Source organism: Streptomyces sp. NPDC048254 (genome assembly GCF_043201895.1).
Lineage (GTDB): Bacteria > Actinomycetota > Actinomycetes > Streptomycetales > Streptomycetaceae > Streptomyces.
The window spans coordinates 656,889-681,566 of sequence record NZ_JBICZJ010000002.1 but is presented as its reverse complement, the minus strand read 5'-3'; the positions used below and the strand labels follow the sequence as shown (position 1 = coordinate 681,566).

Below are 24,678 nucleotides of genomic sequence, written 5' to 3'. Positions count from 1 at the left end.
CGCAGGCGCATGAACGTTGCCGCCTTGGACACCGAAGTCCGCGGAAGTGAGGTCACGTCATGTCCGTGCACGACGACCTGACGTCAGTACAGCGCTGTCTGGACGACCTGAACCGGTCCGTCGGCCGCCTGGAGCAGCAGCTCGGGAGCGGCGGACTGGAGATGCGCCGCGTCCGTGCCGACGCCGATCACCTGCGCGAGAGCGTGGCGCTGCTGCGGGAGACGGCCAACACCGGCACCCCGGGCAAGCGCCCCGAACTCGTCACCATCTCCGACGACCCGTACGACATCAACCTGTGGACGGACACGGACGACGAGGGTCTCGGCGCCCGCGACCGGCACGCCCCCTAGGAGCGCCCGTCCGCAGGCCCCGACCCCCGAACCGACCGGAGTCATCCATTGGCCACTGGTACGGAACCACATCCGAAAAGCGGCGGCGTACGTACCGGTACGCGCGCCGCGATCTCCGCCCCGCACCTGCGGACCGACCGCTGGTGGCTGGCACCCGCCGTCACCGCGGCCGGTCTGTTCGCGTTCGTCGTGTACTCGACCTGGCGGGCCTTCTCGAACGCGCACTACTACTCGGCGCCGTACGTCTCGCCGTTCTACTCGCCGTGTCTGGCCGAGAACTGCAAGACCATGCCGTCCGGCCCGAACGCCGACCTCTTCGGCAGCTGGTGGGCGATCTCCCCGGCGATCATCATCCTGATCTTCCCGCTGGGCTTCCGCCTGACCTGCTACTACTACCGCAAGGCGTACTACCGCAGCTTCTGGGCGTCCCCGCCGGCCTGCGCGGTGGCCGAGCCGCACGCGAAGTACACCGGTGAGACCCGCTTCCCGCTGATCCTGCAGAACGTCCACCGGTACTTCTTCTACTTCGCCCTGCTGGTCGCCTGCGTGCTGACCTACGACACGGTCCTGTCCTTCCGGGACACGGACGAGCACTGGGGCCACATGGGCCTCGGCACCCTGGTCTTCCTGGTCAACATCGTGCTGATCTGGGCGTACACCCTGTCCTGCCACTCCTGTCGGCACATCGTCGGCGGCAAGCTCAAGCACTTCTCCAAACACCCCGTGCGCTACAAGGCGTGGCAGCTCGTCGGCCGGCTCAACGACCGGCACATGCTGCTCGCCTGGGCGTCGTTGGTGAGCGTGGCGCTCGCCGACTTCTACGTCTATCTGCTCGCGTCCGGTGTCTTCGACGATCCGCGATTCTTTTGAGGACAGGGGCTTCTGATGTCAGCGGTGGAGCGGCAGCAGTGGGACGTCGTGGTCGTCGGTGCCGGCGGCGCCGGGCTGCGCGCCGCGATCGAGGCGCGCGAGCGGGGCGCCCGTACGGCGGTGATCTGCAAGTCGCTGTTCGGCAAGGCGCACACGGTGATGGCCGAGGGCGGTATCGCGGCGGCCATGGCCAACGTCAACGAGCACGACAACTGGCAGGTCCACTTCCGCGACACCCTGCGCGGCGGCAAGTTCCTCAACCAGTGGCGGATGGCCGAGCTGCACGCCACGGAGGCCCCGGACCGGGTCTGGGAACTGGAGACCTGGGGTGCCCTGTTCGACCGCACGAAGGACGGGAAGATCTCCCAGCGCAACTTCGGCGGCCACGAGTACCCGCGCCTGGCGCATGTCGGGGACCGCACCGGTCTTGAGCTGATCCGGACCCTGCAGCAGAAGATCGTCTCGCTCCAGCAGGAGGACAAGAAGGAGACCGGCGACTACGAGTCCCGGCTGAAGGTCTTCCAGGAGTGCACGGTCACCCGGATCCTCAAGGACGGCCGCCGGGTGTCGGGGGTCTTCGCGTACGAGCGGGAGAGCGGCCGCTTCTTCGTCCTGGAAGCGCCCTCCGTCGTCGTCGCGACCGGGGGCATCGGCAAGTCCTTCAAGGTGACGTCGAACTCGTGGGAGTACACCGGCGACGGGCACGCGCTCGCCCTGCTGGCCGGGGCACCCCTGCTCAACATGGAGTTCGTGCAGTTCCACCCGACGGGCATGGTCTGGCCGCCGTCGGTGAAGGGGATCCTGGTCACGGAGTCGGTGCGCGGCGACGGAGGGGTGCTGCGCAACTCCGAGGGCAAGCGGTTCATGTTCGACTACGTCCCGGACGTCTTCAAGGAGAAGTACGCCGAGTCCGAGGAGGAGGGCGACCGCTGGTACGAGGACCCGGACCACAACCGGCGGCCGCCCGAGCTGCTCCCCCGCGACGAGGTGGCCCGGGCCATCAACTCCGAGGTGAAGGCGGGCCGCGGCTCCCCGCACGGCGGGGTCTTCCTGGACGTGTCGACGCGGATGCCGGCCGAGGTGATCCGGCGCCGGCTGCCCTCCATGTACCACCAGTTCAAGGAGCTGGCGGACGTCGACATCACGGCGGAGGCGATGGAGGTCGGGCCGACCTGTCACTACGTGATGGGCGGGGTCGCGGTGGACTCCGACACCGCCGCCGCCCGTGGCGTACCGGGGCTGTTCGCGGCCGGTGAGGTGGCCGGCGGGATGCACGGCTCCAACCGGCTCGGCGGCAACTCCCTTTCCGACCTGCTGGTGTTCGGGCGCCGGGCGGGCTGGCACGCCGCCGACTACGCGGCGGACCTCGACACCCGGCCGGACGTGGACGACGAGCAGATCGACGCGGCGGCGGCCGAGGCGCTGCGGCCCTTCTCGGCCGAGAGCCAGGAACCGGACTCCGGCCCGCCGGAGAACCCGTACACCCTCCACCAGGAGCTCCAGCAGGCCATGAACGACCTGGTCGGCATCATCCGCCGGGAGGGCGAGATGGAGCAGGCCCTGGAGCGGCTCGCCGCGCTGCGGGTGCGGGCACGCCGGGCCGGGGTGGAGGGGCACCGCCAGTTCAACCCGGGCTGGCACCTCTCCCTGGACCTGCGGAACATGCTGCTGGTCAGCGAGTGCGTGGCCCGGGCGGCCCTGGAGCGCACCGAGTCGCGCGGCGGCCACACCCGCGAGGACCATCCGGCGATGGACCGCGGCTGGCGCCGGATCAACCTGCTCTGTCAGCTGGCCGACCCCACGGGCGGGCTGGCGGCCACCGACCCGGAGCGCGGCCAGATCGACCTCACCCGCGAGACCACCGACCCCATCCGCGCCGACCTGCTCGCCCTCTTCGAGAAGGAGGAGCTGGTCAAGTACCTCGCCGAAGAGGAGCTGTACGAATGAGCGGCTACACGGCCCACTTCAGGGTGTGGCGAGGCGACGTCGAGGGCGGCGGCCTGGAGGACTTCGAGGTCGAGGTGAACGAGGGCGAGGTGGTCCTGGACATCATCCACCGCATCCAGGCCACCCAGGCTTCCGACCTGGCCGTCCGCTGGAACTGCAAGGCGGGCAAGTGCGGTTCGTGCTCGGCGGAGATCAACGGCCGCCCGCGCCTGATGTGCATGACCCGGATGTCCGTCTTCGAACGGGACGAGACCCTCACGGTCACCCCGCTGCGCGCCTTCCCGGTGATCCGCGACCTGGTCACGGACGTCGGCTTCAACTACCAGAAGGCCAGGGAGGTCCCGTCGTTCGTACCGCCGGCCGGAGTGGGCCCCGGCGAGTACCGGATGTTCCAGGAGGACGTGGACCGGTCGCAGGAGTTCCGCAAGTGCATCGAGTGCTTCCTGTGCCAGGACACCTGCCATGTCGTCCGCGACCACGAGGAGAACAAGACGGCGTTCGCCGGGCCGCGTTTCCTGATGCGGGTCGCGGAGCTGGACATGCACCCGCTGGACGCGGCCGAGACGTCCGGCCTGGACCGCAAGCGCACGGCCCAGGACGAACACGGTCTGGGCTACTGCAACATCACCAAGTGCTGCACGGAGGTGTGCCCCGAGGGCATCCACATCACCGACAACGCGCTGATCCCCCTGAAGGAGCGGGCCGTGGACCGCAAGTACGACCCGCTGGTGTGGCTCGGCTCGAAGATCAGGAGGCGCCCCGCAGGAGGCTGAGCGCCTGCCGGAGGTTGGACTCGGCGATGTCCCGCATCGGTTCGCGCTCCGGGAAGTCGCCGTCCAGCAGCCGGAGCGGCCCGGCGACGAGGTTGAGGTGCATCGCGAGCCGGTACAGCTCCATGCGGTCCTCGTCGAGGTCGGCGGTGCGCAGCACGTCGTAGGCGGGCCCGAAGCGGAGCTGGAGGAAGACGTGCTCCCATTCGGCGTCGAAGTACATCAGGCCCTCGATGTCGATGAGCGCGGGATCGCCCTCCTCGGTCACCAGGACGTGGTCCGGGCCGAGTTCGCCGTGCACGAGGGAGGCGTGGTCGCGCGGCTCGATCACGTCGTACAGCTCCCGGACCCGCTCCGACAGCGCCTGGCGGGCCTCCCGCACCCGGGGGTCCCGTTCGGCCACCTCCGCGATGTCGTGCAGGGCGCGGTCCGCGACGACCTGCTCGCAGGAGCTGCCGAGCGGCTTGCCGCCCTCCTCCACCAGGGCGGCCTTGCCGTACCCCGAGGACACGCACTCCCGGAGCACGCCGAGCGTCCCGGCCAGCCGGGCCAGCGGCACCCGGGCCGCGCCGGGGTCGCTGCGCAGCAGCACCTCCAGGCTGCCGCCGCGGACGTCCTCGACGACCGCCGCGTACGAGGGCAGGTGCTCGGCCTCCTCGTCGGCGAAGAGCAGCCGCGGGGTGCGCACCCCGAGCTCGGTCAGCCGGTCGTGGGCCGACAGGAAGAGGCCGAGCCCGGAGGCGTGTGCGAAGGGGTCGCGGATGTCGGCGTCGGCGGGTCCCCAGTAGTCCTCCTCCGGGGACCAGACGTAGGCGATCGCGGACCGGCCGTTGTCGAGGGCGAGCCGGTAGACACCTTTCTTGGAGCCACCGCGCAGCCGGGTGACGGTGGCGGGGACACGGCCGAGGGCCTCGCGGGCGAGCGGCGCGAGGTCGTCACGGGTGAGGTGGGCACGAGCGGTTGTCATGACGTACGGACCCAGTCCTTCCGATAAGAGGTCCAGTCATCCTCGGTGGCGGCGAAGTCGACGTACAGGGCGACGCCGAAGTTAGCGCGATCCGCGTCCGTGCGGGACAGTCCCAGCCGAACCCCTCGCACGGCCGCCGGCACGGTCTCCGCGTGCGCCCAGTGGCCGAAGCGGTTCTCGTGGTAGAAGGGCAGGCCCATGAGGAGGTCGGTGTCCGCCGGGGTGACCTCCAGCGCAAGGCTGGTCTGCTGCGCGACGTACCCGCCGTACAGACTCTGCAGGGGCTGCATGGTGTCGTACGACATCACCGCGATCTGGTCCACCCGGCGGGCAACTTGCCCGAAATACTCCTGTGACCACCATTTGGGATGGCCGGTGACAGTACCCCAGAAGGAGTGAAAGGCGGGGAGCGGGTCGATCTGATGTGCGGCGACGGACAGCAGCGGGGTCACCGGCCGCAGCGCGTCGAGGAGAGCCAGGTAGTTCCGGTCGCCGGAGTGCAGGGGCTCCAGGTCGAAGTGGACCCCGTCGAAGCCGGCCGCGATCACCTGCCGGGTCGACGCGACGACGGCGGCACGCGTCCGCGCCTTCTCCAGATGCATGGCGTACGGCTTCTCGGGCGCGATCTCGTCCCCGAGCCAGGCCTGGACGCGGACGCCGGGAAGTTTTCGATGCACGGCCGTTATCAGCCAACGGGCCTTGGGATAGTCCGATCTGGGCAGCGTGCCGTTGTGTTCCAGTGGTCCGGCATGGACGTAGAGGTCGCGTACGCCGGTGTCCGCGAGCCGGGCGGCGAGGGCGGTGACGTCGGCCTCGCTCTTACGGCCGTCGACCCAGGCGTGCCCGAGCCAGAGGGCGTCCTTGTCCCGGGTGCGGGTGCCGGGCCTCGGGTCGCCGGTGTAGTTGACGCGGAGGGCGGTCTCGGCGGTGAGGAGCGGAAGGACCAGGAGCAGGACCGCGGCGAGCCCGATACGCCGGGTCCAGCGGACCCAGGAGGCTCTCTTCCGGACGCCGGGCACCTCCGGCGCGCCCTCCCCCTCGCCCGCCCCCTCCTCCTCCGGCTCTGATTCCGTTGTCATCGGCCGTCCCCCTGTTCTCGTCGTCCCCCGCCCGTCCCCGCCCCGGTCGCGAAGCCGACAGGCTGCCCATACGCTCCGAAATGTGACGTCATCCTTGATCCGGGGCCGTCCGAGGCACGCCACCGGGCACATAGGCGTGCGGGTGGGGCATGCCGTGCTGGGCGGGGTGGCCGGAGCGGTCTGGCTGGTGTTGCCGGTGATGACGACCACCGCTCAAGATCCGGTTCCCGTGGCGACGCGCGAGCCGGTCGCCGCGGCCCGGGCGGACGGGGCGTCGACCGCCGACTACGTCATGCCGCTGGTCGCCGTGGCGGCCGCCGGTGCGCTGGGCGGCTACGGGTACGTGCGGCGGGTCCGGCGGTCCCGCTCGCGGACCACCCCCGGGATCGTCTCCGCCGCCCCGCCGACGCCGTCGCCGGTCGATTCCGAGCGGCAGGCGCGGGCCGCCCTGGTCCTGGCCGACGACTGCGTCCGCACCAGCCGGGAGGCGCTCGGGTACGTCGACGGCGGCGACTCCGCGGTAGCGGCCCTGCGGGCGGCCGGGACCGAGCTGGCGGCCGCGTTCGCGATATGGCGGCGGTACGAGGAGGGGATACCCGGGGACGACACCGCCCGGCGGCAGGCGCTGGTGGGGGTGGTGGGGCGGTGCGCGGAGGCGGGGCGGCAACTGGACGCGGCGGCGGAGGGGTTCGACGCCGAGTGGGGTGCGGGGGACGCGCTGGCGGTGGCCGAGGGTCGGTTCCGGGAACTGGCCGCGCGCGCGGGCGGGGTGGCGGGTGCGCTGACGCAGGCGGCCGAGCGGTACGGGAGCGGGGCCGTCGCCGCCGTGGTGGGGTACGTCGAACAGGCCAAGGACCGGCTGGTGTTCGCGACCGGACGCCTCAACCAGGCCCGCCAGGATGCCGATTCGGGCGACGGCGACGGGTTCCGCCGTGGCCTGCGCGCCGCGGAGGGCGCGGTGGCGCAGGCCGGGGTGCTGCTGGACGGGGTGGCCCGGCTCGCGGCGGAACTGCGGACGGCGGCGGGCCTGGTGCCGGCCGCGCTCACGGGCGCGGAGGCGGAACTGGCGGGCGTCCGGGCGCCCGCCTCACCGGCCCGCCTGGCCCACGCCGACACCGTGCTGGCCGCCCTGCGGGGGGAGCTGACCGGTGGGCCCTACGACCCGCTGGACGCCCTGCGCCGGGTCGTACGGGCGGTGGAGGGGGCCGGGGGCGGGCGGTCCGGGGTGATCGCCGCCGGCGCGGACCTGGTGGCGCGAAGCGCGCTGGAGGCGGCGGACGACTTCGTCGGGGTGCATCGGGGGGCGGTGGGAGCGGAGGCACGGGCACTGCTGGCCGAGGCGCGGCGGGCCGCTCCCGCGGACGCGGACCGGCTGGCACGGCGGGCCCGGGAGCTGGCCGGACGGGACGTACGCGCCCATGGCAACCCGTACGCCGGGGAGGCGGCCCACGAGAGCGGGCTCGCGGGCGCGGTGCTGGGGGGCGTGCTGCTCGGTGAGGAGGGGGACGGGGGGCCGGCGGTGGCGTTCGGCGGGCCGGAGACACGGACGCGGCTGCGCTAGCCGCGAGAGGCCGTCGGGCGCCTGCGGGTGCGTGGGGGCTGGTCGCGCCTGTCAGAACAGGCTGAGCAAAGCCTCCGCCGGGTCCGTCAGGCCCGTTTCGCCGTCCGGCAGGGGGAGTTCGAACCACACCGTCTTCCCGCGTGGCGTCCGGCGCGAGCCCCACGCCGCGCTCAGCAGCCCGACCAGTTGGAGGCCCCGGCCGCCCTCGTCCGTGTCGCGGGCGCGCCGGCGCCTCGGCTGGACCAGGCCGGAGTCCCACACCTCGCACACCAGCGTCCGGTCGAGCAGCAGCCGTAGCCGGATCTCCCCCTCGCCGTACCGCAGCGCGTTGGTGACCAGCTCGCTGACCAGCAGCTCCGCCGTGTCGACCAGCGGTTCCAGGTCCCAGCTGAGCAGCTGGCCGCGCGCGTACTCGCGGGCGCGGCCCACACTGCGCGGCTCGCGCGGCAGCGTCCAGTCGCCGACCGACTCGGCCGGCAGCCCCTGTACACGTGCCATCAGCAACGCGATGTCGTCCTCGCCGTGGTGCGTGTCGAGGGTGTTCAGGACGTGGTCGCAGACGTCCTCAAGGGGTTGGGAGGGGTCGGTGAGTGCTCCGACGAACGCCTGGAGGCCCTCGTCCAGGGGGTGGTCGCGGGACTCGACGAGACCGTCCGTGTAGAGCGCGAGCAGCGCGCCTTCGGGGAGTTCGACCTCGACCTCCTCGAAGGGCTCGCCGCCGACGCCGAGCGGCATGCCGGGCGGGACGTCGAGCATCAGGGCGTCCTCGCCGGGTTCGACCAGGACCGGGGGCAGGTGGCCGGCGTTGGCGAACGTACAGCGCCGGGTGACGGAGTCGTAGACGGCGTACACGCAGGTCGCGAGGTAGACCTCGGAGAGGTCGGCGTCGCGGGGCTGGCGGGCCGTGCGGGTGGCCTGCTGGACCCCGCCGGGGGTGCCGAGGCCGCGGGCGATCTCGTCCAGCGCGGAGAGCACCTCGGCGGGTTCCAGGTCGAGCAGGGCCAGCGTGCGGACCGCCGTGCGGAGTTCGCCCATCGCGACCGCCGCGCGCAGCCCTCGGCCCATCACGTCGCCGACCACCAGCGCCGTGCGGTGGCCGGGGAGTTCGATGACGTCGAACCAGTCGCCGCCGACCTCGGTGGCCGCGTTGCCGGGCAGGTAGCGGCAGGCGATGTCCAGCCCGGATGCCTCGGGGTCGCCGGGCGGGAGCAGGGACCGTTGCAGTATCAACGCGCGTTCGTGCTCGCGCCGGTAGAGCCGGGCGTTGTCGATACAGACGGCGGCGCGGGCGGCCAGCTCCACGGCGAGGTCCCGGTCGCGGTCGCCGAACGGCTCGCTGCCCTTGGTGCGGGCGAACTGGGCGAGGCCGACGACCGTGTCGTGGGCGACCATCGGGACGGCGAGGGTGGACTGGACGAGGCCGCCCTCCTCGGCCGGCACATGCTGTGGGCGGGCGGTGCGCAGGGCGTCCGCGCAGGGCGAGTTGAAGGGGTAGTGGTGGACCGCGCCGACGGCGACCGGGGCGCCGCCGCCCACGAAGGGCGCGTCGGAGACCGCGCTGGCGAAGGCGACCCGGCGCAGCTCCGCACTGCCGTCGGAGAGCCCCGGCGGCCGCTCGTCGCCCGCCAGCAGACCCTGGTAGAGGTCGACGGTGGCGAGGTCGCAGAAGCCGGGCACGACCACGTCGAGGAGTTCGCGGGCGGTGGTCTCCAGGTCGAGGGAGTTGCCGATCCGGGCGCCCGCCTCGTTGAGGAGGGCGAGATTCCGCCGAGCCGCGGCGGCCTCGCGGGCGGCGGCGCGGCGGGCGGTGATGTCCAGGCCGAGCCAGGCGATGCCGATGGGACGGCCGGTGCCGCTGTGCACCCGGTAGAGGTTGATGGACCAGTGCCTGCGCTCCTCGGAGCCCGGCACGAACCCCGTGACGTGCATGTCCGTGATGGAGTTGCCGGTCTCCAGGACCCGACGCAGGGTGGCCGCGACCCGCTCGGCCTCGGAACGCGGCAGATAGTCGTGGACGCCCTTGCCGCGGTGGTCGTCGGGGCTGCCGCCGAAGATGGAGGAGAACCGCACGTTGGCGCGGCGGATCCGCAGGTCGGGGTCGATCAACAGGAAGCCGAACGGAGATTGACCGAATATCGACTGCGAGGCGGCGAGGTCGGTCTCGATGCTGCGTAGGGTGCGGACGTCGACCACTATGCACACGGCCGCGTTCTCGCCCTCGGCGGTGCGGGTGGGCATGACGTAGACCTCGGCGAGGCCCTCCTCGCCTCGCTCGCCGTCCGCCGTGTCGGGCATCCGGAACGGGACCACACCGGTCCACTCCCGCCCGTCCAGGATCTCGGCCATCTTCCGCTGGCCGCGCTCGCGCAGGTCCGGGTCGACGAACGCCTCGATCGGATCCATGCCGACGGCGCGCTCCGCGGGGATGCCGAAGATCTGCTCGGCGCGCAGGCTCCACTGGTCGACCAGGCCGCCGGCGCCGATGGAGAACGAGGCGACCTTGATGTAGTCGTAGATCGAGCCGGGTGGGCTGCTCTGCCACATGGCGTCGCCGGGGGCCGCGGCTGTCTCCGCGGTCCCCGCCCTCGCACCGTCCGACGGGTCCTCGGACTCCGTGGCCTTAGCTGGTATCTCGCTCACGCGAACCGTCCCCTCCAGCTCACCGCACCCGGCACCGGTCACCGGGGGCGGCTGCCCGCAGTATCCAGCACTACGGCGCCGCCTGACACGGTGTTCACGATCACAGCACGGTCCCGACGATTTCCGGACCGGACCGTGACAACACTTCCAGTCTTCTAACCAGGGAACACGCCGTCGAATCACACACTCCGGCACCCATTCCCCGGCCACTCCCGCGAGTGGACGTCGTAGCGCTGCGTGTACACCCTTTCACCCCGTCCGGCCGGGTACCACCAGCTCGAACCAGACCGTCTTCCCGGTGTCGCCGGGCCGGGTGCCCCAACTGCGCGAGGAGCCGGCGACCAGCTGGAGTCCGCGGCCGCTCTCGTCGTCGGGGCTGGCGGCGCGCTCGCGCGGCGGGTCCGGGAGCGGGTCGGAGACCTCCACCCGGAGGGTGTCGCCGAGGTCGGCCGGGCGGACCAGGCGGACGCCGATGGGGCCGGTGGCGTGCCGGAGCGAGTTGGTGACCAGCTCGCTCACCAGCAGGGCGGCGATGTCGGCGAGGCCGTCGAGACCCCAGCCGGTCAGTTGGTCACGGACCGCGGTCCGGGCGGTGCGCACGGCGCCCGGTTCCGCGGGAAAGGTCCACTCGACGGTGTCACCTTCGGTGTCGATCACACCGATCACTTCCCAGTCGCATCGCTGGCCGCGAGCCCACCCATGTCCGGTTTCGTGGGGTTAATGGGCACATACCCGGTTACCGGGATGCAGTACCGCGTGGGAGGGCGCACTGTGGCTCGAACGGTGTACAGGAGGAGGGCCGAGCGCCTAGGGGGTAGGGGGCGCGGTTGTCGGGCGACCGCGGGTGCGTGGGGGCTGGTCGCGCAGTTCCCCGCGCCCCTGGGGAGACCGGGGCTTCGCCCCGCGCCTCCCCAGGACGCCGATCTCACGTACCGCCGGCACGTCCTGGTCCAGCCAGTCGACGTCCCAGATCTCCCCCGGCGCAAGCCACCTCAGCTCGTCGTGGTCCTGGAGGGGCTTGGGGGTGGGGGAACCCGGGCGCAGGGCGGCCGTCCACACCTGGAGGACGTACGGCTCCCGCAACGGCCACTCCCCCGGCACCCGCGTCAGCGGCTCCGCCTCCACGCCCAGTTCCTCGCGCAGTTCGCGCACCAGGGCCTGTTCGGGGGTCTCGCCGGGCTCGACCTTGCCGCCGGGCAGTTCCCAGCGGCCGGCCAGCTCCGGGGGTGCGCTGCGGCGGGCCGCGAGCAGGCGGCCGGCGTCGAGCAGGGCGGCTCCGACCACCACGATCCGTTCGCTCATGACCGGAGCCTACGGGAGGCGGTGCGGGGTCAGTTGCGCGTGCCGCCCCCGCTGCCGTTGCCGAGGCCGATGCGTTCGACCCAGTAGAGCTGCTTGTGCCCGCGGTCGTCGAGACTGTCGGCGATCTTCTGCGCCTCGGCCCGGGTCGCGTACCGGCCGACGCGGTAGCGATTGCCGTTGTCGTCCTGCCGTATGACGAGCCAGGGGAGAGAGACCGTGCCTTCCGTCATCGCGCCCCTCCGTTTCTCCCGGCTCCCGCCCATCCCCGCCCCGCTAAGGAAACCGCACTCCGCATATGCCCGAGCGTACGCCTAACCTTTACGCAGCGAATACGCCTTTTCACAAAGAGGTACGCAACCAGCCAGAACGGTGGGGGCGCACGACGACGAACGCGCCGTTCGCACACCCGGCACTTCGAGTCGGAGGCATACCGGGGAGAGCCGGGGCCACCTGCGAGAACGGCCGGATTGCAGCGGCCGGGCCCGGGCCCTGACAGAGACCGTGAAGACGTCAACTATCGCAAGGGTGTGCGCTACTTCACGCGGAGGTGGTACGCGGCGCGGTACCGGTCGGCCGGGATGACGACGTCAGCGGTCTCCACCGGGCGGCCGGAGGCGTAGTACGTCCGCTGGATCACCAGGACGACATGGCCGGGGACGCCACCCAGGGTGAGCAGTTCCTCGGCGAGGCCGGGGCGGGCGCCGACCTCCTCGGTGACGTTGTCCACGATGACGTCGATGGCCCGCATCCGCTCGACCACGCCCATGCCGCCGAGGGGGCCCTCCTCGGGCAGCATCACGGGCGTGCGGCCGGTGACCGCGAGGGGTTCCCAGGAGGTGGAGAGCATCATCGGCTCGCCCGCGTCCCGGAACAGGTACCGGGTGCGCATCACGCGGTCGCCGACCTGGATGCCCAGTCGGTCGGCGATCACGGCGCCGGCCTCGGCCTGCTCGCTGCGCGACTCCCAGGTGCCGCGCGCGGCCGCGTCGGACTGCTCCTGCCGGAACGGGGTGGCGCCGCCGACCGGGCGGAACCCCGAGCGGGCCACCCGCCGGGGCACGGGCCGCTCACGCACATAGGTCCCGGAGCCGGAGCGGCCCTCGACCAGCCCCTCGGCCATCAGCACCTTGCGAGCTTCCAGGGCGACGGTGTCGGAGACGCCGTACTCCTCGCGGATGCGAGCCTGGGAGGGGAGCCGGGTGTGAGGGGGCAGCGAACCGTCGACGATCTTCTTACGGAGATCACCCGCGACACGCAGATACGCCGGCTGCTCACCGAAAGTCACTGGCCGCTCCCATCAGGTTGTACAGACAGCAACAGCCTGGCAACCGTGGGTTGTGCCATGCAAGCAAAGGCCAGAGAATCACTCGATGTGATGACATGTGACCGGGGAAGGCTTTACGCAGGCACTTTCTCCCCGCTATAGCCGCGGTCACACCTGCATACCGGAGCCACTTCCTCCGCTGCCGGAGTCGCCGCCTCCGTCGTCGTACGCGGGCGGGACGGTGGTGAGGCCCAGAGCTTTGCGTACGGTCACCGTGCGGTGCGGGTCGATCAGCTTGCCCCCCTTGTCGTAATGCGCGTAGAAGGTATCGGCGTCCGGCGCCTTCGCGGCCTTCGCCCACTCGGCGCGCGCCTTGTCGAGGTCGGCGGCCAGGGCGAGGACCGGCTGCTTCGTCTCCGCGGTCCACTCGTACGAGCGCAGCATCGCCGACTGCTTGCCGAGCGCCGTGGCCACCCGGCCCGCCCACGCCTTGTTCCCGGGCAGGTCGTCCTCGATGTAGTCGGCGTCCGGCGCGGTGTCCAGGGCGGCGTTCAGGACGTGCGCGGCCTTGAGGTAGGCGACCTGTTCGGGGGCGTAGGAGTCGGCGTCCTTGTGGTACGACTTGGTGAGCCTGTCGCCCTCAGTGGCGCTGCCGAAGGCACAGACGACGCTGCGGTCCCCGGCGGTCCAACTGTCCTCGCTGGGCGTGAAGTAGTACACGGCGACGTCGTCGGGGACCGCCCAGGCGTCGAAGACGTAGGTCTCCTCCAGGGCGTAGCAGCGTTGGTCCGCGGAGTCGCCGACCGCGTCGTCGCCCGGGTAGTCGGTGCCCTTGACGTCGTAGGTGCCGAAGACCTCGCCGTCGTGCTCACCGGCGCAGGCGACGTGCGTGACGTCGGTGACCAGGTCGTCGGAGAGCGAGTGGTCGGGGGTGTCGAAGCAGTCGCCGGTGGACAGCGAGAGGCTGGAGCGGTCGTTCATGCCCTCCTTGAAGCCCTCCCAGAAGCTGGCCCCGCCGCCGGTGGCGAGCAGCAGCACCCACAGGGCCAGCCCGATCCCGGAGAGCACCGAGCCGATGACCGCCATCGCCGTGCCGCGCTCACCGCGCTTGCGGATCTGGCTCAGCGCGACCAGTCCCAGCACCAGTCCCACGCCCGGCACACAGCACAGCAGGCCGAGCACGAGGGAGGCGATGGCGAGGCCGTTGACGGGCGCCGGGAGGGTGTAGGGGCTGTAGCCCTGGCCCCAGGGCTGGTACGGCGAGGGGTACGGCGGCTGCTGTCCGTACGGTCCCTGCGCGTACTGCGGGTACTGCGGGTACTGCGGCAGGCCCGTCTGGGGCGGCTGGTACGGCCCTTGCGGCTGCTGGGGGCCGGGGGGCGGAGGTATGGACACCGGTACCGTGCTCCTGAGGGGGCGTCTGGCCGCGTGAAACGGACGGCTGAACTGACGTACGACTGCGCGCATCGTAAGCGCGCCGTGAACGGGGGCGGAATGAGGGTGGGGAGAGCGGTCGTGCGCGCGGTGAACGCGCCGGCCGCGCGCTGGGCGGCCGCTTCGGGGATCCCCTGCCCTTCCCCGAGTACACCTGGGAGGACGACCAATGAACCACACCGTCAGCGCCGTCAACGCGCTCACCGCACGCTGGGCGCAGCGGACCAGACAGGGCACGGTCTTCTCGGCCGCCGGTGTCTGGCCGCTGCTGGCCTTCCTCGCCGACGGCGCCGCGGGCCCCGCCCGGGACGAACTGACCCGGGCCGTGGGGTTGCAGGCGGACCAAGCGGCGGCAGGTGCACGGGAGTTACTCGGCGGGCTCGCCTCGATGCACGGTGTCGGGGCGGCCCTGGGACTGTGGACCGACCGTGCGCTGGAGCTGCGCGAGCAGTGGGCGGCCGGGCTGCCCGCCGACGCGCACGGGGAGCTCGGGGCCGACCCCGCGGCCTCCCAGGAGGCGCTGGACGCGTGGGCGGCCAAGCGCACCGAGGGACTGGTCGAGCGGATGCCGGTCAAGCTGACCGAGGGCGCCCGGATGGTGCTCGCGACCGCGCTGGCCCTGCACACGGACTGGCGGCAGCCGTTCCGGGAGACCGTGCTGCGGCCCGGCTCCGGGCCGTGGCAGGGCCGCACCCTGGCCGGTCTGCACCGCAGCAGTGTCCGCACGGACCGGATCGGGGTGACCGCGGGCCCGGACGGGCACGTCACCACGCTGAAGGTCCTGGGCGGCAACGCCCTCGACGTGCATCTGCTGCTCGGCGAGGAGGGGATGGCACCCGGGCAGGTGCTGCACACCGGCATCGGCGTCCTGGAGCGCGCCCTGCCGGTGACCACCGGCGGCCAGCTCCCCTACGGGAAGGCCGGTCCGGGGGTGTCCGTGGAGCGGCTGCCGTCGGCCACCCCGGACCCGGTGCGGCTCGATGTGACGACCGTCGGCTTCGAGGTGCGCGCGGACCACGATCTGCTGCAGCTGCACGGCCTGTTCGGGCTCTCCACGGCGGCCGACGCCCGCGCGGGGCACTTTCCCGGCATCAGCGCCGCGCCGCTGGCCATCGGGGCGGCCGGGCAGTCCGCGGTCGCGGAGTTCGGGCCGCTGGGCTTCCGGGCCGCCGCGGTGACGGCCGTGCTGGCGGCGCCGGGCGGCGGCCCGCCGCAGTACCGGCACGAGTCGACCGTCGTCCGGGCCACCTTCGACCGCCCGTTCGGCTTCCTCGCCGTACACCGCGACACCCGCCTGGTACTGGCGGCGGGCTGGGTCACGGAGCCGGCGAGCGGCGCCGGCTAGCCGAAGCCGGCACCGCTGCCGGAGCCCTCGTTCGGGACGGCGTCAGACGGCCGGCGGTACCTGACCCCCGGTCACGCGCAGCCTGATCGTGCGGGCCTCGGGGCGCAGCGCGAACTCGGGCCACACGTCCGGTCCGCAGGCCCGGGAGCCGAGTCCGTGCTGGGCCGCGTCGATGATGAGGTGGCTGGTGGTGGACTCCGGGAGTTCGTAGGGGTGGGCGGCCCGGGCGAGCTGCTGGGGGGTGTGCCGGGCCAGGGTGAAGCCGGGGCGCCGTCCCTGGGTGTCGGGGAGCGCCGTGAGGTGCAGTACCCCGGTGTCGGCGCTGGTCAGGGTGAGGCGGCGGAGCCGGGAGCGGTGGCCGGTCTCCTGGGGGCGGGCGTAGCCGGCCGCGAGGTCCCCGACGGCGGCGGAGAAGCGGCCGGTGCGGGCCGCGCGGAGACTGTCCGGGTAGGACTCGTGCGGGCCCAGGCCGAACCAGTCGGCGCCGTCCACGGGGGCCGTCCCGTCGGGCAGTTCGAAGCGCACCCCGATCCGCGGCCAGACCGTCGTCCAGCCGCGCGCGGGCTCGATCTCCACGCGCAGTTCCAGCTCGCCGTCCTCGACGGACCACACGGTCTCCACCGTCACCGACAGCGCGGAGTGCGCGGCGGAGACCCGGTCGACGGTGCGCAGGGCGTCCGCGGTCCGCTCCACGCCGATGCGCCGGGTGGTCAGCCGGTCGAGTCCGGCGCGGCGCCACAGGTCTGCGCTGGACACCTCGGCGAGGCTGGCGTCGCTGCCCTCCAGCCGGTCGGAGGTGCCCTCGTCGTTGTCGGTCGGCGCCCGGAACAGCTCCAGTCGCGGGCCGGTCACGGCGCGTCCGGCGAGGCGGGTGAGGGAGCCGCCGGTGAACTCGGCGATGCCGAGGGTGAGGGTGCCCTCGTCCGGCTGCCAGCCGGTCCGGCGCCGGACGGCGGGCACCGGCCGCCGTACCGAGCGGTCCAGCTGGGCGGTGGCGATCTCGTGTCCCGCGGGCGCCCAGGGGGTCTCCGCGGCCAGCACCGCCTCGACCGTCAGCCAGGTCTCGGCGTCCGGGGCGACCGGGACCGGCGGCAGCGGCACCCGCCCCGACTCGCCCGCGGCCACCGCCGGGACCTTCAGGTCCCCGGACGCCACGAGGGTGCCGTCGTGCTCGACTCGCCAGCGGAAGCGCAGGTCGGAGGTGTCGGCGGAGTGCCTCAGGTTGGTGATCGCGAGCTGGTCGCCGTCGAAGGCGAACCGGATCGGCTGCACCACGGCCTTGAACTCGTGGAGGCCGGGCGTCGGCACGTCGTCGCTCAGCACCATGCCGTCCATGACGAAGTTGCCGTCGTGCACGACCTCGCCGAAGTCGCCGCCGTAGGCGTAGTACGGGGTTCCCTCCGGGGTCCTGGCCAGGATGCCGTGGTCGCGCCACTCCCAGACGAAGCCGCCGTGCAGCCGGGGGTGACGGTGGACCAGTTCCTCGTACTGGTCGAGGGCGCCGGGTCCGTTGCCCATCGCGTGGGCGTACTCGCAGAGCAGGAACGGCCTGGTGCGCTGCCGGGCGCCCTGGGCCGGGGTGCAGCCCAGCAGCGGGGCGCGGGAGCCGTCCGTGCCGATCTGCTCGGTCTCCGTCACGGTCGCGTACATGCGCGAGTAGACGTCGGTGTAGTCGCCGGTGTAGTCGCCCTCGTAGTGCACGGGACGCTCGGGGTCGCGGGCGTGCACCCAGGCCGACATGGCGGCGAGGTTGGCGCCGGTCCCGGCCTCGTTGCCGAGCGACCACAGCACGACCCCGGGGTGGTTCTTGTCCCGTTCGACGGTGCGCTCGATGCGGTCGAGGCAGGCCGCGCGCCAGGCCGGGTCGTCGGTCGGGTTGCCGGTCCAGCCGACGTTGTCGAAGCCGTGGGTCTCCAGGTCGCATTCGAGGACGACCCAGAAGCCGAGTTCGTCGGCGAGGTCGAGCAGCCGGGGGTGCGGCGGGTAGTGGCTGGTGCGGATGGCGTTCACGTTGAACCGCTTCATCCGGGCCAGGTCCTCGCGGGCGTGCGCCTCGTCGAAGACCCGGCCGCGCTCGGGGTGGGCCTCGTGCCGGTTCATGCCGTGGAAGACGACCCGGCGGCCGTTGACCAGGAAGCGGTCACCGCGTATCTCGACGGTACGGAAGCCCACCCGCAGGGCGATGGTCTCGGCGGCCGAGGACACCGTGACGTCGTACAGCCGGGGCTCCTCGGCCGACCAGGGCTCCACGCCCGGGATGTCGAGGGGTGTCACGTCGGCCGCCGTCTCCCAGACCCGCTCGACGTCCAGTTCGGGGATGCGCAGGGTGACGGGGAAGGCCGCCGGGTCGGCGGTGACCTCGGGGTCGATCCGCCCGCGCCCGTCGTCGTAGCCGGTGCGCAGCCAGACGTCCTCGATGCCTCCGGCCGGGCGGGCGAGCAGGGTGACGTCCCGGAAGATGCCCGGCAGCCACCACTGGTCCTGGTCCTCCAGGTAGCTGGCCGCCGACCACTGGTGCACCCGGACGGCGACGACGTTGTCACCGGGGCGGACCGCGGACGTCACGTCGAACTCGTGGGCGAGCCGGCTGCCGCTGGCGCTGCCGATCTCGACGCCGTTCACCCACACCTTGAACAGCGACTCGACCCCGTCGAAGCGCAGCAGCACCCGCTCGGCGTCCGACCAGCCGTCGGGGAGGCCGAAGTGGCGGCGGTAGTCGCCGGTGGGGTTCTCGTCGGGGACGTGCGGCGGGTCGATCGGGAACGGGAACTGGATGTTCGTGTAGATCGGCCGGCCGTAGGCGCCGTCGCCCTCCAGCACCCAGTGCGCGGGCACCGGGATGCCGTCCCAGCCGTGGTCGTCGAAGTCCTCCTCCGCGAACTCCTCGGCCACGGCCGCCGTCGGCGACAGCCTGAAGCGCCAGTTTCCGTTCAGCGAGAGGGCGGGGGCGTCGGAGTGCAGCCACGAGCGGGCCGGGCGCAGGGCGCCACGCCACGGGGCGGTGTCCGATACGTACGCGGAGTGCTCGGAGGGCAAGAGTTCACAACTTTCTTGGTGTCGGGGGGTGTTGTGCCGCTAGCGGAGGACGACGGTGCGGATCTCCCAGGGGCCGAGGGCGAGTTCGAGCCCGTCCCCCGTGACCGGCTCCGCGGCGATCGGCCGGCCGAGCAGGTCGACGGTCGTGGCCTCGGTGAAGGCGCCGGTCACCCGGACGGCCGCCGCGGTGTCCCGCAGCGCGGCCAGCCGGACCTCGGTGCCGGGCCCGTGCTCCGGGTCGGTGACCCGGCGGATGCTGGACACCTGGACGTCCCGGCCGTCGACCTGCACTCCGGTCGCGTCCGGGGGCAGCGGGCCGCCGCCGGTCGCGGTCCCGCGGGCCACCAGGACGTCGGCCCGGAACTCCTCGGCGAGCGCCACCGCGTTCGCGCCCTGCCAGCCGCTCGCCCAGGGCAGCACGGCGAACCGGTTCTCGATGCGCATGCCCAGGTCCTGCGCGCCGGGGACGGGGATCTCGCTCGCCGCGGGTTCGTCGCGCAGGGGGTGGAGGTTGACGCTGATCGAGCCGATGGCGCGGAGCAGGGTGAGGGCGAGTGCGGAGCCGTCGTCGACGAGTTCGTACTCGGCGGAGTGGTCGAGCAGGACGGTGGCCGGGCCCGCCGACACGAAGGAGCTCGCGGGGAAGGTCGGCAGGGGGTACTCGCCCCAGCCGCCCTCGGCGGTCAGTCCGCGCTCGGTGACGGCGAACTGCCCGGCCGACGCGGAAGCGCTGACCGGCACCGGCAGCGGCACGTGGAAGCGCAGCCGGTGGTCGGCGGACCGGTTGAGGAACGCGGTGGAGATCCGGACGAACGGCTCGCCCGCACGGACCTCCACCACCATGTCCACGGGGGTCGGGACGGTACGGCCGTCCCGCCGGTCCCGGTCGTCCACGCTGAGCGCGGCCGGCCAGTCGTAGACGCGGGTGACCCGCAGCCTGGCCCGCAGCGGGCCCCGGTCGAGGAGTTCGACGCCGACCCGGGCCGGCTCGGACACGAGGGTGTCGTGCGCCGGAGGGGCGTAGTTGTAGCTGTCGCCCCGGTCGCCGCCGTCGACGAGGCGGCCGACTCCGGACAGGACGGTGCCGTCGGGCCCGGTCACCTCCAGGGTGCCGTCGGCGGCCACCGTGACCTCGACCAGGCCGTTGGAGAGCCGGTCGGGCGCCGCCGTGACCGGGCGCAGCGCCGGGGCGGCGGGCCGGTCGGCCGGCTCGACCCGGAAGGCGGCCAGTCCGCAGGCGGAGACCGGCACGGCCACCAGCGCGGTGGCCCGGGCCTGGGCCAGGGTCCGCACCCGCCACTCCCCCGGGTGCGCGGCCGCGGCGGCGGCGACCTCGCCGCGCAGGGTCATCAGGTCGAAGGGCCCGGCCGGTGCCTCGGCGAGGTGGAAGACCAGGGAGTTCGGGGTGAGTTCGTAGCGGTCGATGAGCAGGCCGAACAGCTCGCGGCGGTGGATCCGGCGCAGCACGCGTTCGAGCTGCGAGGCGTCGAGCCGCTCGTCGCTGAGGACGGTCGGGGCCTCGGAGACCAGCTGGACGGGGTGCGCCGAGCCGTCGGCGGTGGTCGCGACCAGCGTGCGCCCTTCCGGTGCGGCCACGACGTCCACCTCGACCAGTGCGGTACGGGGTACGGGCAGCGGGTTGGCGACCAGGTGGCCGTCGCTCGGCACCAGGGCGGCGGGCTCGGCGAGGGCCGCGTCCCGGACCGCCCGGGCGGTCTGCGCGGCCTCGGCGAGGCGGGCGGCGACCTGGTCGCAGGTCTCGTCGGTGCCCGAACCGACCACCGAGTCATGGGCGGTCGACTCGATGATCTTGTGCCAGGCGAGGGCGAGGAAGTGCGACTCGTCGCGCCGGGACCACAGGGCGTTCATCCGCTCGGCGTGATCGACGGTCCGCTCGGCGAGGGCCATCCGCTGCTTGAGCCCGAGCCGCACGGACAGCACGCCCGGCAGGATGTTGCCCCGGACATGGCTGCGCAGTTCACCGGTGACGACGGCGGTCACCTCGTCCCGCACGTGCTTGCGGAGGTACTCGTCGAGCGTGCCGACGGTGATGGGCCGCTGCTCGCCGGAGGCCTGCCGCAGCCAGTCCCCCAGCTTCGGGTCGGGCGCGTTGTGGTCGGTGCCGGCCATGGCCAGGAGCGGGTCGCCGCCCCAGCGCCCGGCGGTCAGCTCGGCGTACTCGGCGAGCGCCTGCCGGATCCGGTCCGGTACCAGCAGGACGTCGAGTCCGTTGTCGTACCCGTCGAAGAGGAACTCGGTGCGGACCTCGGAGCCGTCGGGGGCGCGCCAGCGGAAGGCGTGGCCGTCGACCGAGCCGGGCACCCCGCGCCACAGGGCGGCGTGCTCGATGCCGGCGCGGGCCAGGATCTGCGGCATCTGCGCGACATGGCCGAACATGTCCGGGAGATAGCCGACGGGCATCGCCCCGCCGAGGCGCTCCGCGGCCGCCCATCCCATCTGGAGGTTGCGGACGATGGTCTCGCCGGAGCAGAGGAACTCGTCGAGCAGGATCAGCCAGGGCCCGACGGCCAGCCGGCCCTCGCGGACCAGGGCGGCGACCCGGTCGCGGTTCTCCGGGCGCATCTCCAGGTAGTCCTCGACCGCGGCCATCTGCCCGTCGACGGTGAACCGGAAGTCCGGGTCGGCGTCGGCGGTCGCCAGCACGGTGTCGAGGGCGGTGACGAGGCGGTGCCGGAACACCTGGAACGGCTCGTACCACTCCCGGTCCCAGTGGAAGTGGGGCACGAAGACGGCGGAGTCGGGCATGACGCGGAACACCTTCTGTGTGGGGGTCACTTGAGCGAGCCGGCGGCGAGGCCGGTCCGCCAGAAGCGCTGGAGCAGGATGAACACGACGATCACGGGCACGATCGACACCAGCGAGCCGGTGATGATGGACTGCTGCAGCAGGGGAGCCCGGGCGGTCTGGCCGTTCCACTCGTACAGGCCGAGCGTGATCGGGAAGAGGGACTCCTTCTGGAGCATCACCATCGGCAGGAAGAAGTTGTTCCAGATGGCCACGAACTGGAACAGGAAGATGGTCACCAGGGCCGGTGTCATCAGCCGGAACCCCACCGAGAAGAAGGTGCGGAACTCGCCCGCGCCGTCCAGCCGCGCCGACTCGATCAGCTCCTGCGGCACGGACGCGTTCGCGAAGATGCGCGCGAGATAGACGCCGAACGGGCTGACGATGCTGGGCAGGAAGACCGCGAGGTAGGTGTTGACCAGGCCGGTCGCCGAGAACAGCAGGAACAGCGGCAGGGCGAGCGCGGTGGTGGGGACCAGGACGCCGCCGAGGATGACGGAGAACAGGAACTCCCGGCCACGGAACCGGAACTTGGCGAGGGCGTAGCCGCACAGCGCGGAGATCAGGGTGCCGACGGCCGCGCCCAGCACCGCGTAGATCACGGTGTTGAGGATCCAGCGGCCGAAGATGCCGTCGCTGCGGGTGAACAGGACATGCAGGTTGTCGAAGAGGTTGAAGTGCGAGAACGCCAGCCCGTTGGTGGAGGCGAGGTCGCCCTGCGGCTTGGTCGACGCGACGATCAGGAAGTAGACCGGCAGCAGGAAGTAGACGGTCAGCAGCAGCATCAGGGCCATGGCGGCCGTACGGCTGACGCGGCTCTCGCGGATCATGGAGGTGTTGTCGCTGTTGCTCACAGTCCCGCCTTCTTCGAGGTCAGTCGCATGAACCCGAAGCTCAAGACGAAGGTGATGACGGCGATGACGACGGAGATGGCCGCGGCCTGCTGGTAGTTGTTCCCGGAGGCCACCGTGTAGGCGAGCATGTTCGGGGTGAACGTGCTGGAGATGTTCGAGGAGATCTGCCGCAGCACGGCCGGTTCGGCGTACAGCTGGAGTGTGCCGATGATCGAGAACACCGTGGTCAGGACGATCGACGGGGCGATGATCGGCACCTTGACCCGCCAGGCGATGGTCCAGTTGTTCGCACCGTCGATCTTCGCGGCCTCGTACAGCTCCTGCGGGATCGACTGGAGCGCCGAGAACATGATCAGCATGTTGTAGCCGGTCCACAGCCAGGTGGAGACGTTCGCGGTCGACCACAGGACGGCACCGGGGCCGAGGAAGTCGGGGTGCAGCCCGATGCCGTTCAGCGCGTCGACGACGGGGCTGAGCTGGGGCGAGTAGAGGTACGACCACATGATCGCGGCGATGACACCGGGCACCGCGTACGGCATGAACGCGGTGATGCGGAAGAACCCCTTGGCCTTCAGCAGGGGCGTGTCGAGGAGCAGCGCGATGGTCAGGGCGACGAAGAGCATGACGGGCACCTGCACGATGCCGAACAGCCCGATGCGGCCGATGCTGGACCAGAACTCGGTGTTCTGGAACACCTTCACGTACTGCTCGAAGCCGCCGAAGGTCGTGTACGACGTCCCGTACTGCCCTCCGCTGCGGCGCACGACGCGGACGCTCTGCCAGAGCGCATAGCCGACCGGCACCAGGTAGAACAGCAGGAACGGCAGGAAGAACGGGGTGACGAAGGCGGCGATGGTGCCCGCCCGGGGGCCGCCGCCGTTGAGGCGGCGGCGACGGCCCCCGGGCATGGTCACCGCGCCGGACGCGCGGTTCGCAAGATCGGTCATACCGCGGTCACTTACCCGCCGTAGCCGGGATCGCCTGGTCCTTCATCGACTTCAGCGCGGCGGCCTGGGCCGCCGCGAGCGCGTCGCTGAGCGTGCCCTTGCCGGCCGCGGCCTTGGCCATCGCGTCCTGGAGCGCCAGGTTCACCGTCTTCTGCGTGGGGCCCCAGGCGAAACTGGTGTCGATCTTCTTGGACGAGGCGGCGAAGACGTCGAAGATCTTCTCGTTGTTGTAGTACGGCACGCCCTGCTTCAGCGCGGGAAGATCCAGGCCGGCGGTGGCCGCCGGGTAGAGGCCGCCCAGCTTGTTCTCCAGCGCCAGCGCCTCCGGGTCGGTGTTCAGCCAGGTGTTGAACTCGACCGACTCGTACAGGTGCTTGCTGCCCTTCATGAACGCGACGGTCGAACCGCCCCAGTCACCGGAGCCGCCGCTCGTGCCCCAGGTCGGCATCGGGACGATCGACCACTTCCCGGCCTGCTTGGGCAGGTTGTCGCGGAACCCGCTGTACCCCCAGGCGGCACCGACATAGCTGGCGATCTGGTCCTTCTGGTACGCCGCGTACATCTGCGTCGACCCGTTGGCGAGGTCGGTGCGCACGACCTTCTCGGAGATCAGCTTCTGCCAGTAGTCGGCGACCTGCTTGCTCTGCTGCGACTCGACGGTGACCTGCCACTTGTCGCCGGAGTAGCCGTACATCTTGGCGTCGTTCTGCCACAGGAGCCCGTTGAACCACTCGGCGTTGTTCGGGTCGAAGAACGTCATGTCGAGGTTCGGGTCCGCCTTGTGCAGCTTCTGGGCGGCCGTCGCGTACTCGTCCCAGGTCGTGGGAACGGCGACGTTGTACTTCTTGAAGAGGTCGGTGCGCACGAACAGGGCCATCGGGCCGGTGTCCTGCGGGATGGCGAACACACCGGTGCCGCCGAAACTGGCCTGCGACCAGGTCCACGGGACGAACTTCGACTCGGCCGCGGTGGCCGCCTTGCAGGCGGAGGCGTCCACGAAGGCGCTCTGGGTGCGCAGGTTGGGAAGCTCGTCGTAGCCGACCTGGGCGAGGTCCGGCGCCTTGCCCGCCTTGAGGGCGTTGCCGATGAGGCCGTACTGGTCGTTGGAGATGTTCTTCATCTGGACCTGGACGTCCGGGTGCTTCGTGTTCCACAGGGCGACGACCTTGTCCATGCCCGGGACGGTGTTCCAGTACTGGAGGGTGACCTTGCCCTTCGCCGGCGCGCAGGACGAGGCGGACGCCTTGTCCGACGAACCGGACGAGGAGCATCCGGCGAGTACGACGATGCCCGCTGTGGCGGCCGCGGCGGCGAGGCGGGTGCGAGTGACTGTGCTGCTCATATCTTCCGTTCCAGAGAACGCCTGGCGAGGGTCGGCAGGCGGGTCGACGTTGACACCTGGAGGCGGATGCCTTCTGGTTGGAATCAGGTTCCGTGAGCGGTAACGTGAGCGCTCACGGGAGCGGTAACGGGAAGTTGATTGGGAGTGTGAGCTTCGGTCCGCCGG

General features: G+C 71.9%; 19 protein-coding genes. 6 read left to right on the top strand and 13 right to left on the bottom strand.

Annotated features, from left to right (window positions below):
- Positions 1-59 precede the first annotated feature (59 nt).
- Genes ACGFZQ_RS08430 through ACGFZQ_RS08415 form a run of 4 tightly spaced genes read left to right on the top strand, consistent with a single transcriptional unit; the run spans position 60 to position 3,940 of the window.
- Positions 60-350, top strand: a complete 291-nt coding sequence (locus ACGFZQ_RS08430; protein ID WP_351749229.1) for a hypothetical protein — start codon at positions 60-62, stop codon at positions 348-350.
- Between the two features lie 48 nt (positions 351-398).
- Positions 399-1,220: a hypothetical protein gene (locus ACGFZQ_RS08425; RefSeq protein WP_393839678.1), complete on the top strand. Its 822-nt coding sequence runs from the start codon at positions 399-401 to the stop codon at positions 1,218-1,220.
- A 15-nt stretch (positions 1,221-1,235) separates the two neighbouring features.
- Positions 1,236-3,167 (top strand): fumarate reductase/succinate dehydrogenase flavoprotein subunit, encoded by a 1,932-nt coding sequence (locus tag ACGFZQ_RS08420; RefSeq protein ID WP_393839677.1) that lies wholly within the window; start codon positions 1,236-1,238, stop codon positions 3,165-3,167.
- Positions 3,164-3,940: a succinate dehydrogenase/fumarate reductase iron-sulfur subunit gene (locus tag ACGFZQ_RS08415; RefSeq protein ID WP_393839676.1), complete on the top strand. Its 777-nt coding sequence runs from the start codon at positions 3,164-3,166 to the stop codon at positions 3,938-3,940. Before ACGFZQ_RS08420 ends, ACGFZQ_RS08415 begins: the two co-directional genes overlap by 4 nt.
- Here ACGFZQ_RS08415 and ACGFZQ_RS08410 read toward each other — a convergent pair.
- Entirely contained in the window at positions 3,915-4,904 is a 990-nt protein-coding gene (locus ACGFZQ_RS08410) for a phosphotransferase (protein WP_351749237.1), read from the bottom strand. The two genes, ACGFZQ_RS08415 and ACGFZQ_RS08410, sit on opposite strands and share 26 nt — an antisense overlap.
- On the bottom strand, positions 4,901-5,983 hold the full coding sequence (locus ACGFZQ_RS08405; protein ID WP_393839675.1) for a hypothetical protein: 1,083 nt from the start codon (positions 5,981-5,983) through the stop codon (positions 4,901-4,903). The genes ACGFZQ_RS08410 and ACGFZQ_RS08405 overlap by 4 nt, the downstream gene beginning before the upstream one ends.
- An 82-nt stretch (positions 5,984-6,065) precedes the next feature.
- Between ACGFZQ_RS08405 and ACGFZQ_RS08400 the strand changes: the two genes are divergently transcribed.
- Positions 6,066-7,544 carry a hypothetical protein gene (locus ACGFZQ_RS08400; RefSeq protein WP_393839674.1) on the top strand — a complete coding sequence of 493 codons (1,479 nt, stop codon included), beginning with the start codon at positions 6,066-6,068 and terminating at the stop codon, positions 7,542-7,544.
- 51 nt (positions 7,545-7,595) lie between these two features.
- Here the strand turns inward: ACGFZQ_RS08400 and ACGFZQ_RS08395 are convergent, their stop codons facing one another.
- The 6 genes from ACGFZQ_RS08395 to ACGFZQ_RS08370 all read right to left on the bottom strand — a co-directional run bounded on the left by ACGFZQ_RS08395 (position 7,596) and on the right by ACGFZQ_RS08370 (position 14,145).
- Positions 7,596-10,184 carry a SpoIIE family protein phosphatase gene (locus ACGFZQ_RS08395; protein WP_393839673.1) on the bottom strand — a complete coding sequence of 863 codons (2,589 nt, stop codon included), beginning with the start codon at positions 10,182-10,184 and terminating at the stop codon, positions 7,596-7,598.
- Between the two features lie 249 nt (positions 10,185-10,433).
- Positions 10,434-10,850: an ATP-binding protein gene (locus ACGFZQ_RS08390; RefSeq protein ID WP_351741779.1), complete on the bottom strand. Its 417-nt coding sequence runs from the start codon at positions 10,848-10,850 to the stop codon at positions 10,434-10,436.
- A gap of 141 nt (positions 10,851-10,991) precedes the next feature.
- A complete protein-coding gene (locus ACGFZQ_RS08385) occupies positions 10,992-11,486 on the bottom strand; it encodes a (deoxy)nucleoside triphosphate pyrophosphohydrolase (RefSeq protein WP_393839672.1) in 495 nt (164 codons plus the stop codon).
- A 29-nt stretch (positions 11,487-11,515) separates the two neighbouring features.
- Positions 11,516-11,716, bottom strand: coding sequence for an SPOR domain-containing protein (locus ACGFZQ_RS08380; RefSeq protein ID WP_351741773.1), 201 nt, complete (start codon positions 11,714-11,716; stop codon positions 11,516-11,518).
- A 302-nt stretch (positions 11,717-12,018) separates the two neighbouring features.
- Positions 12,019-12,771, bottom strand: coding sequence for a GntR family transcriptional regulator (locus tag ACGFZQ_RS08375; protein ID WP_393839671.1), 753 nt, complete (start codon positions 12,769-12,771; stop codon positions 12,019-12,021).
- Between the two features lie 147 nt (positions 12,772-12,918).
- A complete protein-coding gene (locus tag ACGFZQ_RS08370) occupies positions 12,919-14,145 on the bottom strand; it encodes a DUF4190 domain-containing protein (RefSeq protein WP_393839670.1) in 1,227 nt (408 codons plus the stop codon).
- 208 nt (positions 14,146-14,353) lie between these two features.
- Between ACGFZQ_RS08370 and ACGFZQ_RS08365 the strand changes: the two genes are divergently transcribed.
- Positions 14,354-15,529: a serpin family protein gene (locus ACGFZQ_RS08365; RefSeq protein ID WP_393839669.1), complete on the top strand. Its 1,176-nt coding sequence runs from the start codon at positions 14,354-14,356 to the stop codon at positions 15,527-15,529.
- Between the two features lie 42 nt (positions 15,530-15,571).
- On the opposite strand, the gene ACGFZQ_RS08360 is transcribed toward ACGFZQ_RS08365, so the two are convergent.
- From ACGFZQ_RS08360 to ACGFZQ_RS08340, 5 genes are read right to left on the bottom strand one after another with little or no spacing between them, the layout of a single operon-like run.
- A complete protein-coding gene (locus tag ACGFZQ_RS08360; protein ID WP_393839668.1) occupies positions 15,572-18,565 on the bottom strand; it encodes a glycoside hydrolase family 2 TIM barrel-domain containing protein in 2,994 nt (997 codons plus the stop codon).
- 39 nt (positions 18,566-18,604) lie between these two features.
- Entirely contained in the window at positions 18,605-21,331 is a 2,727-nt protein-coding gene (locus tag ACGFZQ_RS08355) for an alpha-mannosidase (protein ID WP_393839667.1), read from the bottom strand.
- A gap of 26 nt (positions 21,332-21,357) precedes the next feature.
- Complete coding sequence (locus ACGFZQ_RS08350) at positions 21,358-22,200, bottom strand: carbohydrate ABC transporter permease (RefSeq protein WP_393839877.1); 843 nt, start codon at positions 22,198-22,200, stop codon at positions 21,358-21,360.
- Positions 22,201-22,220: 20 nt separating this feature from the next.
- Positions 22,221-23,171, bottom strand: coding sequence for a sugar ABC transporter permease (locus ACGFZQ_RS08345; RefSeq protein ID WP_351741757.1), 951 nt, complete (start codon positions 23,169-23,171; stop codon positions 22,221-22,223).
- A 7-nt stretch (positions 23,172-23,178) separates the two neighbouring features.
- Positions 23,179-24,513, bottom strand: coding sequence for an ABC transporter substrate-binding protein (locus ACGFZQ_RS08340; protein ID WP_351741755.1), 1,335 nt, complete (start codon positions 24,511-24,513; stop codon positions 23,179-23,181).
- Positions 24,514-24,678 lie beyond the last annotated feature (165 nt).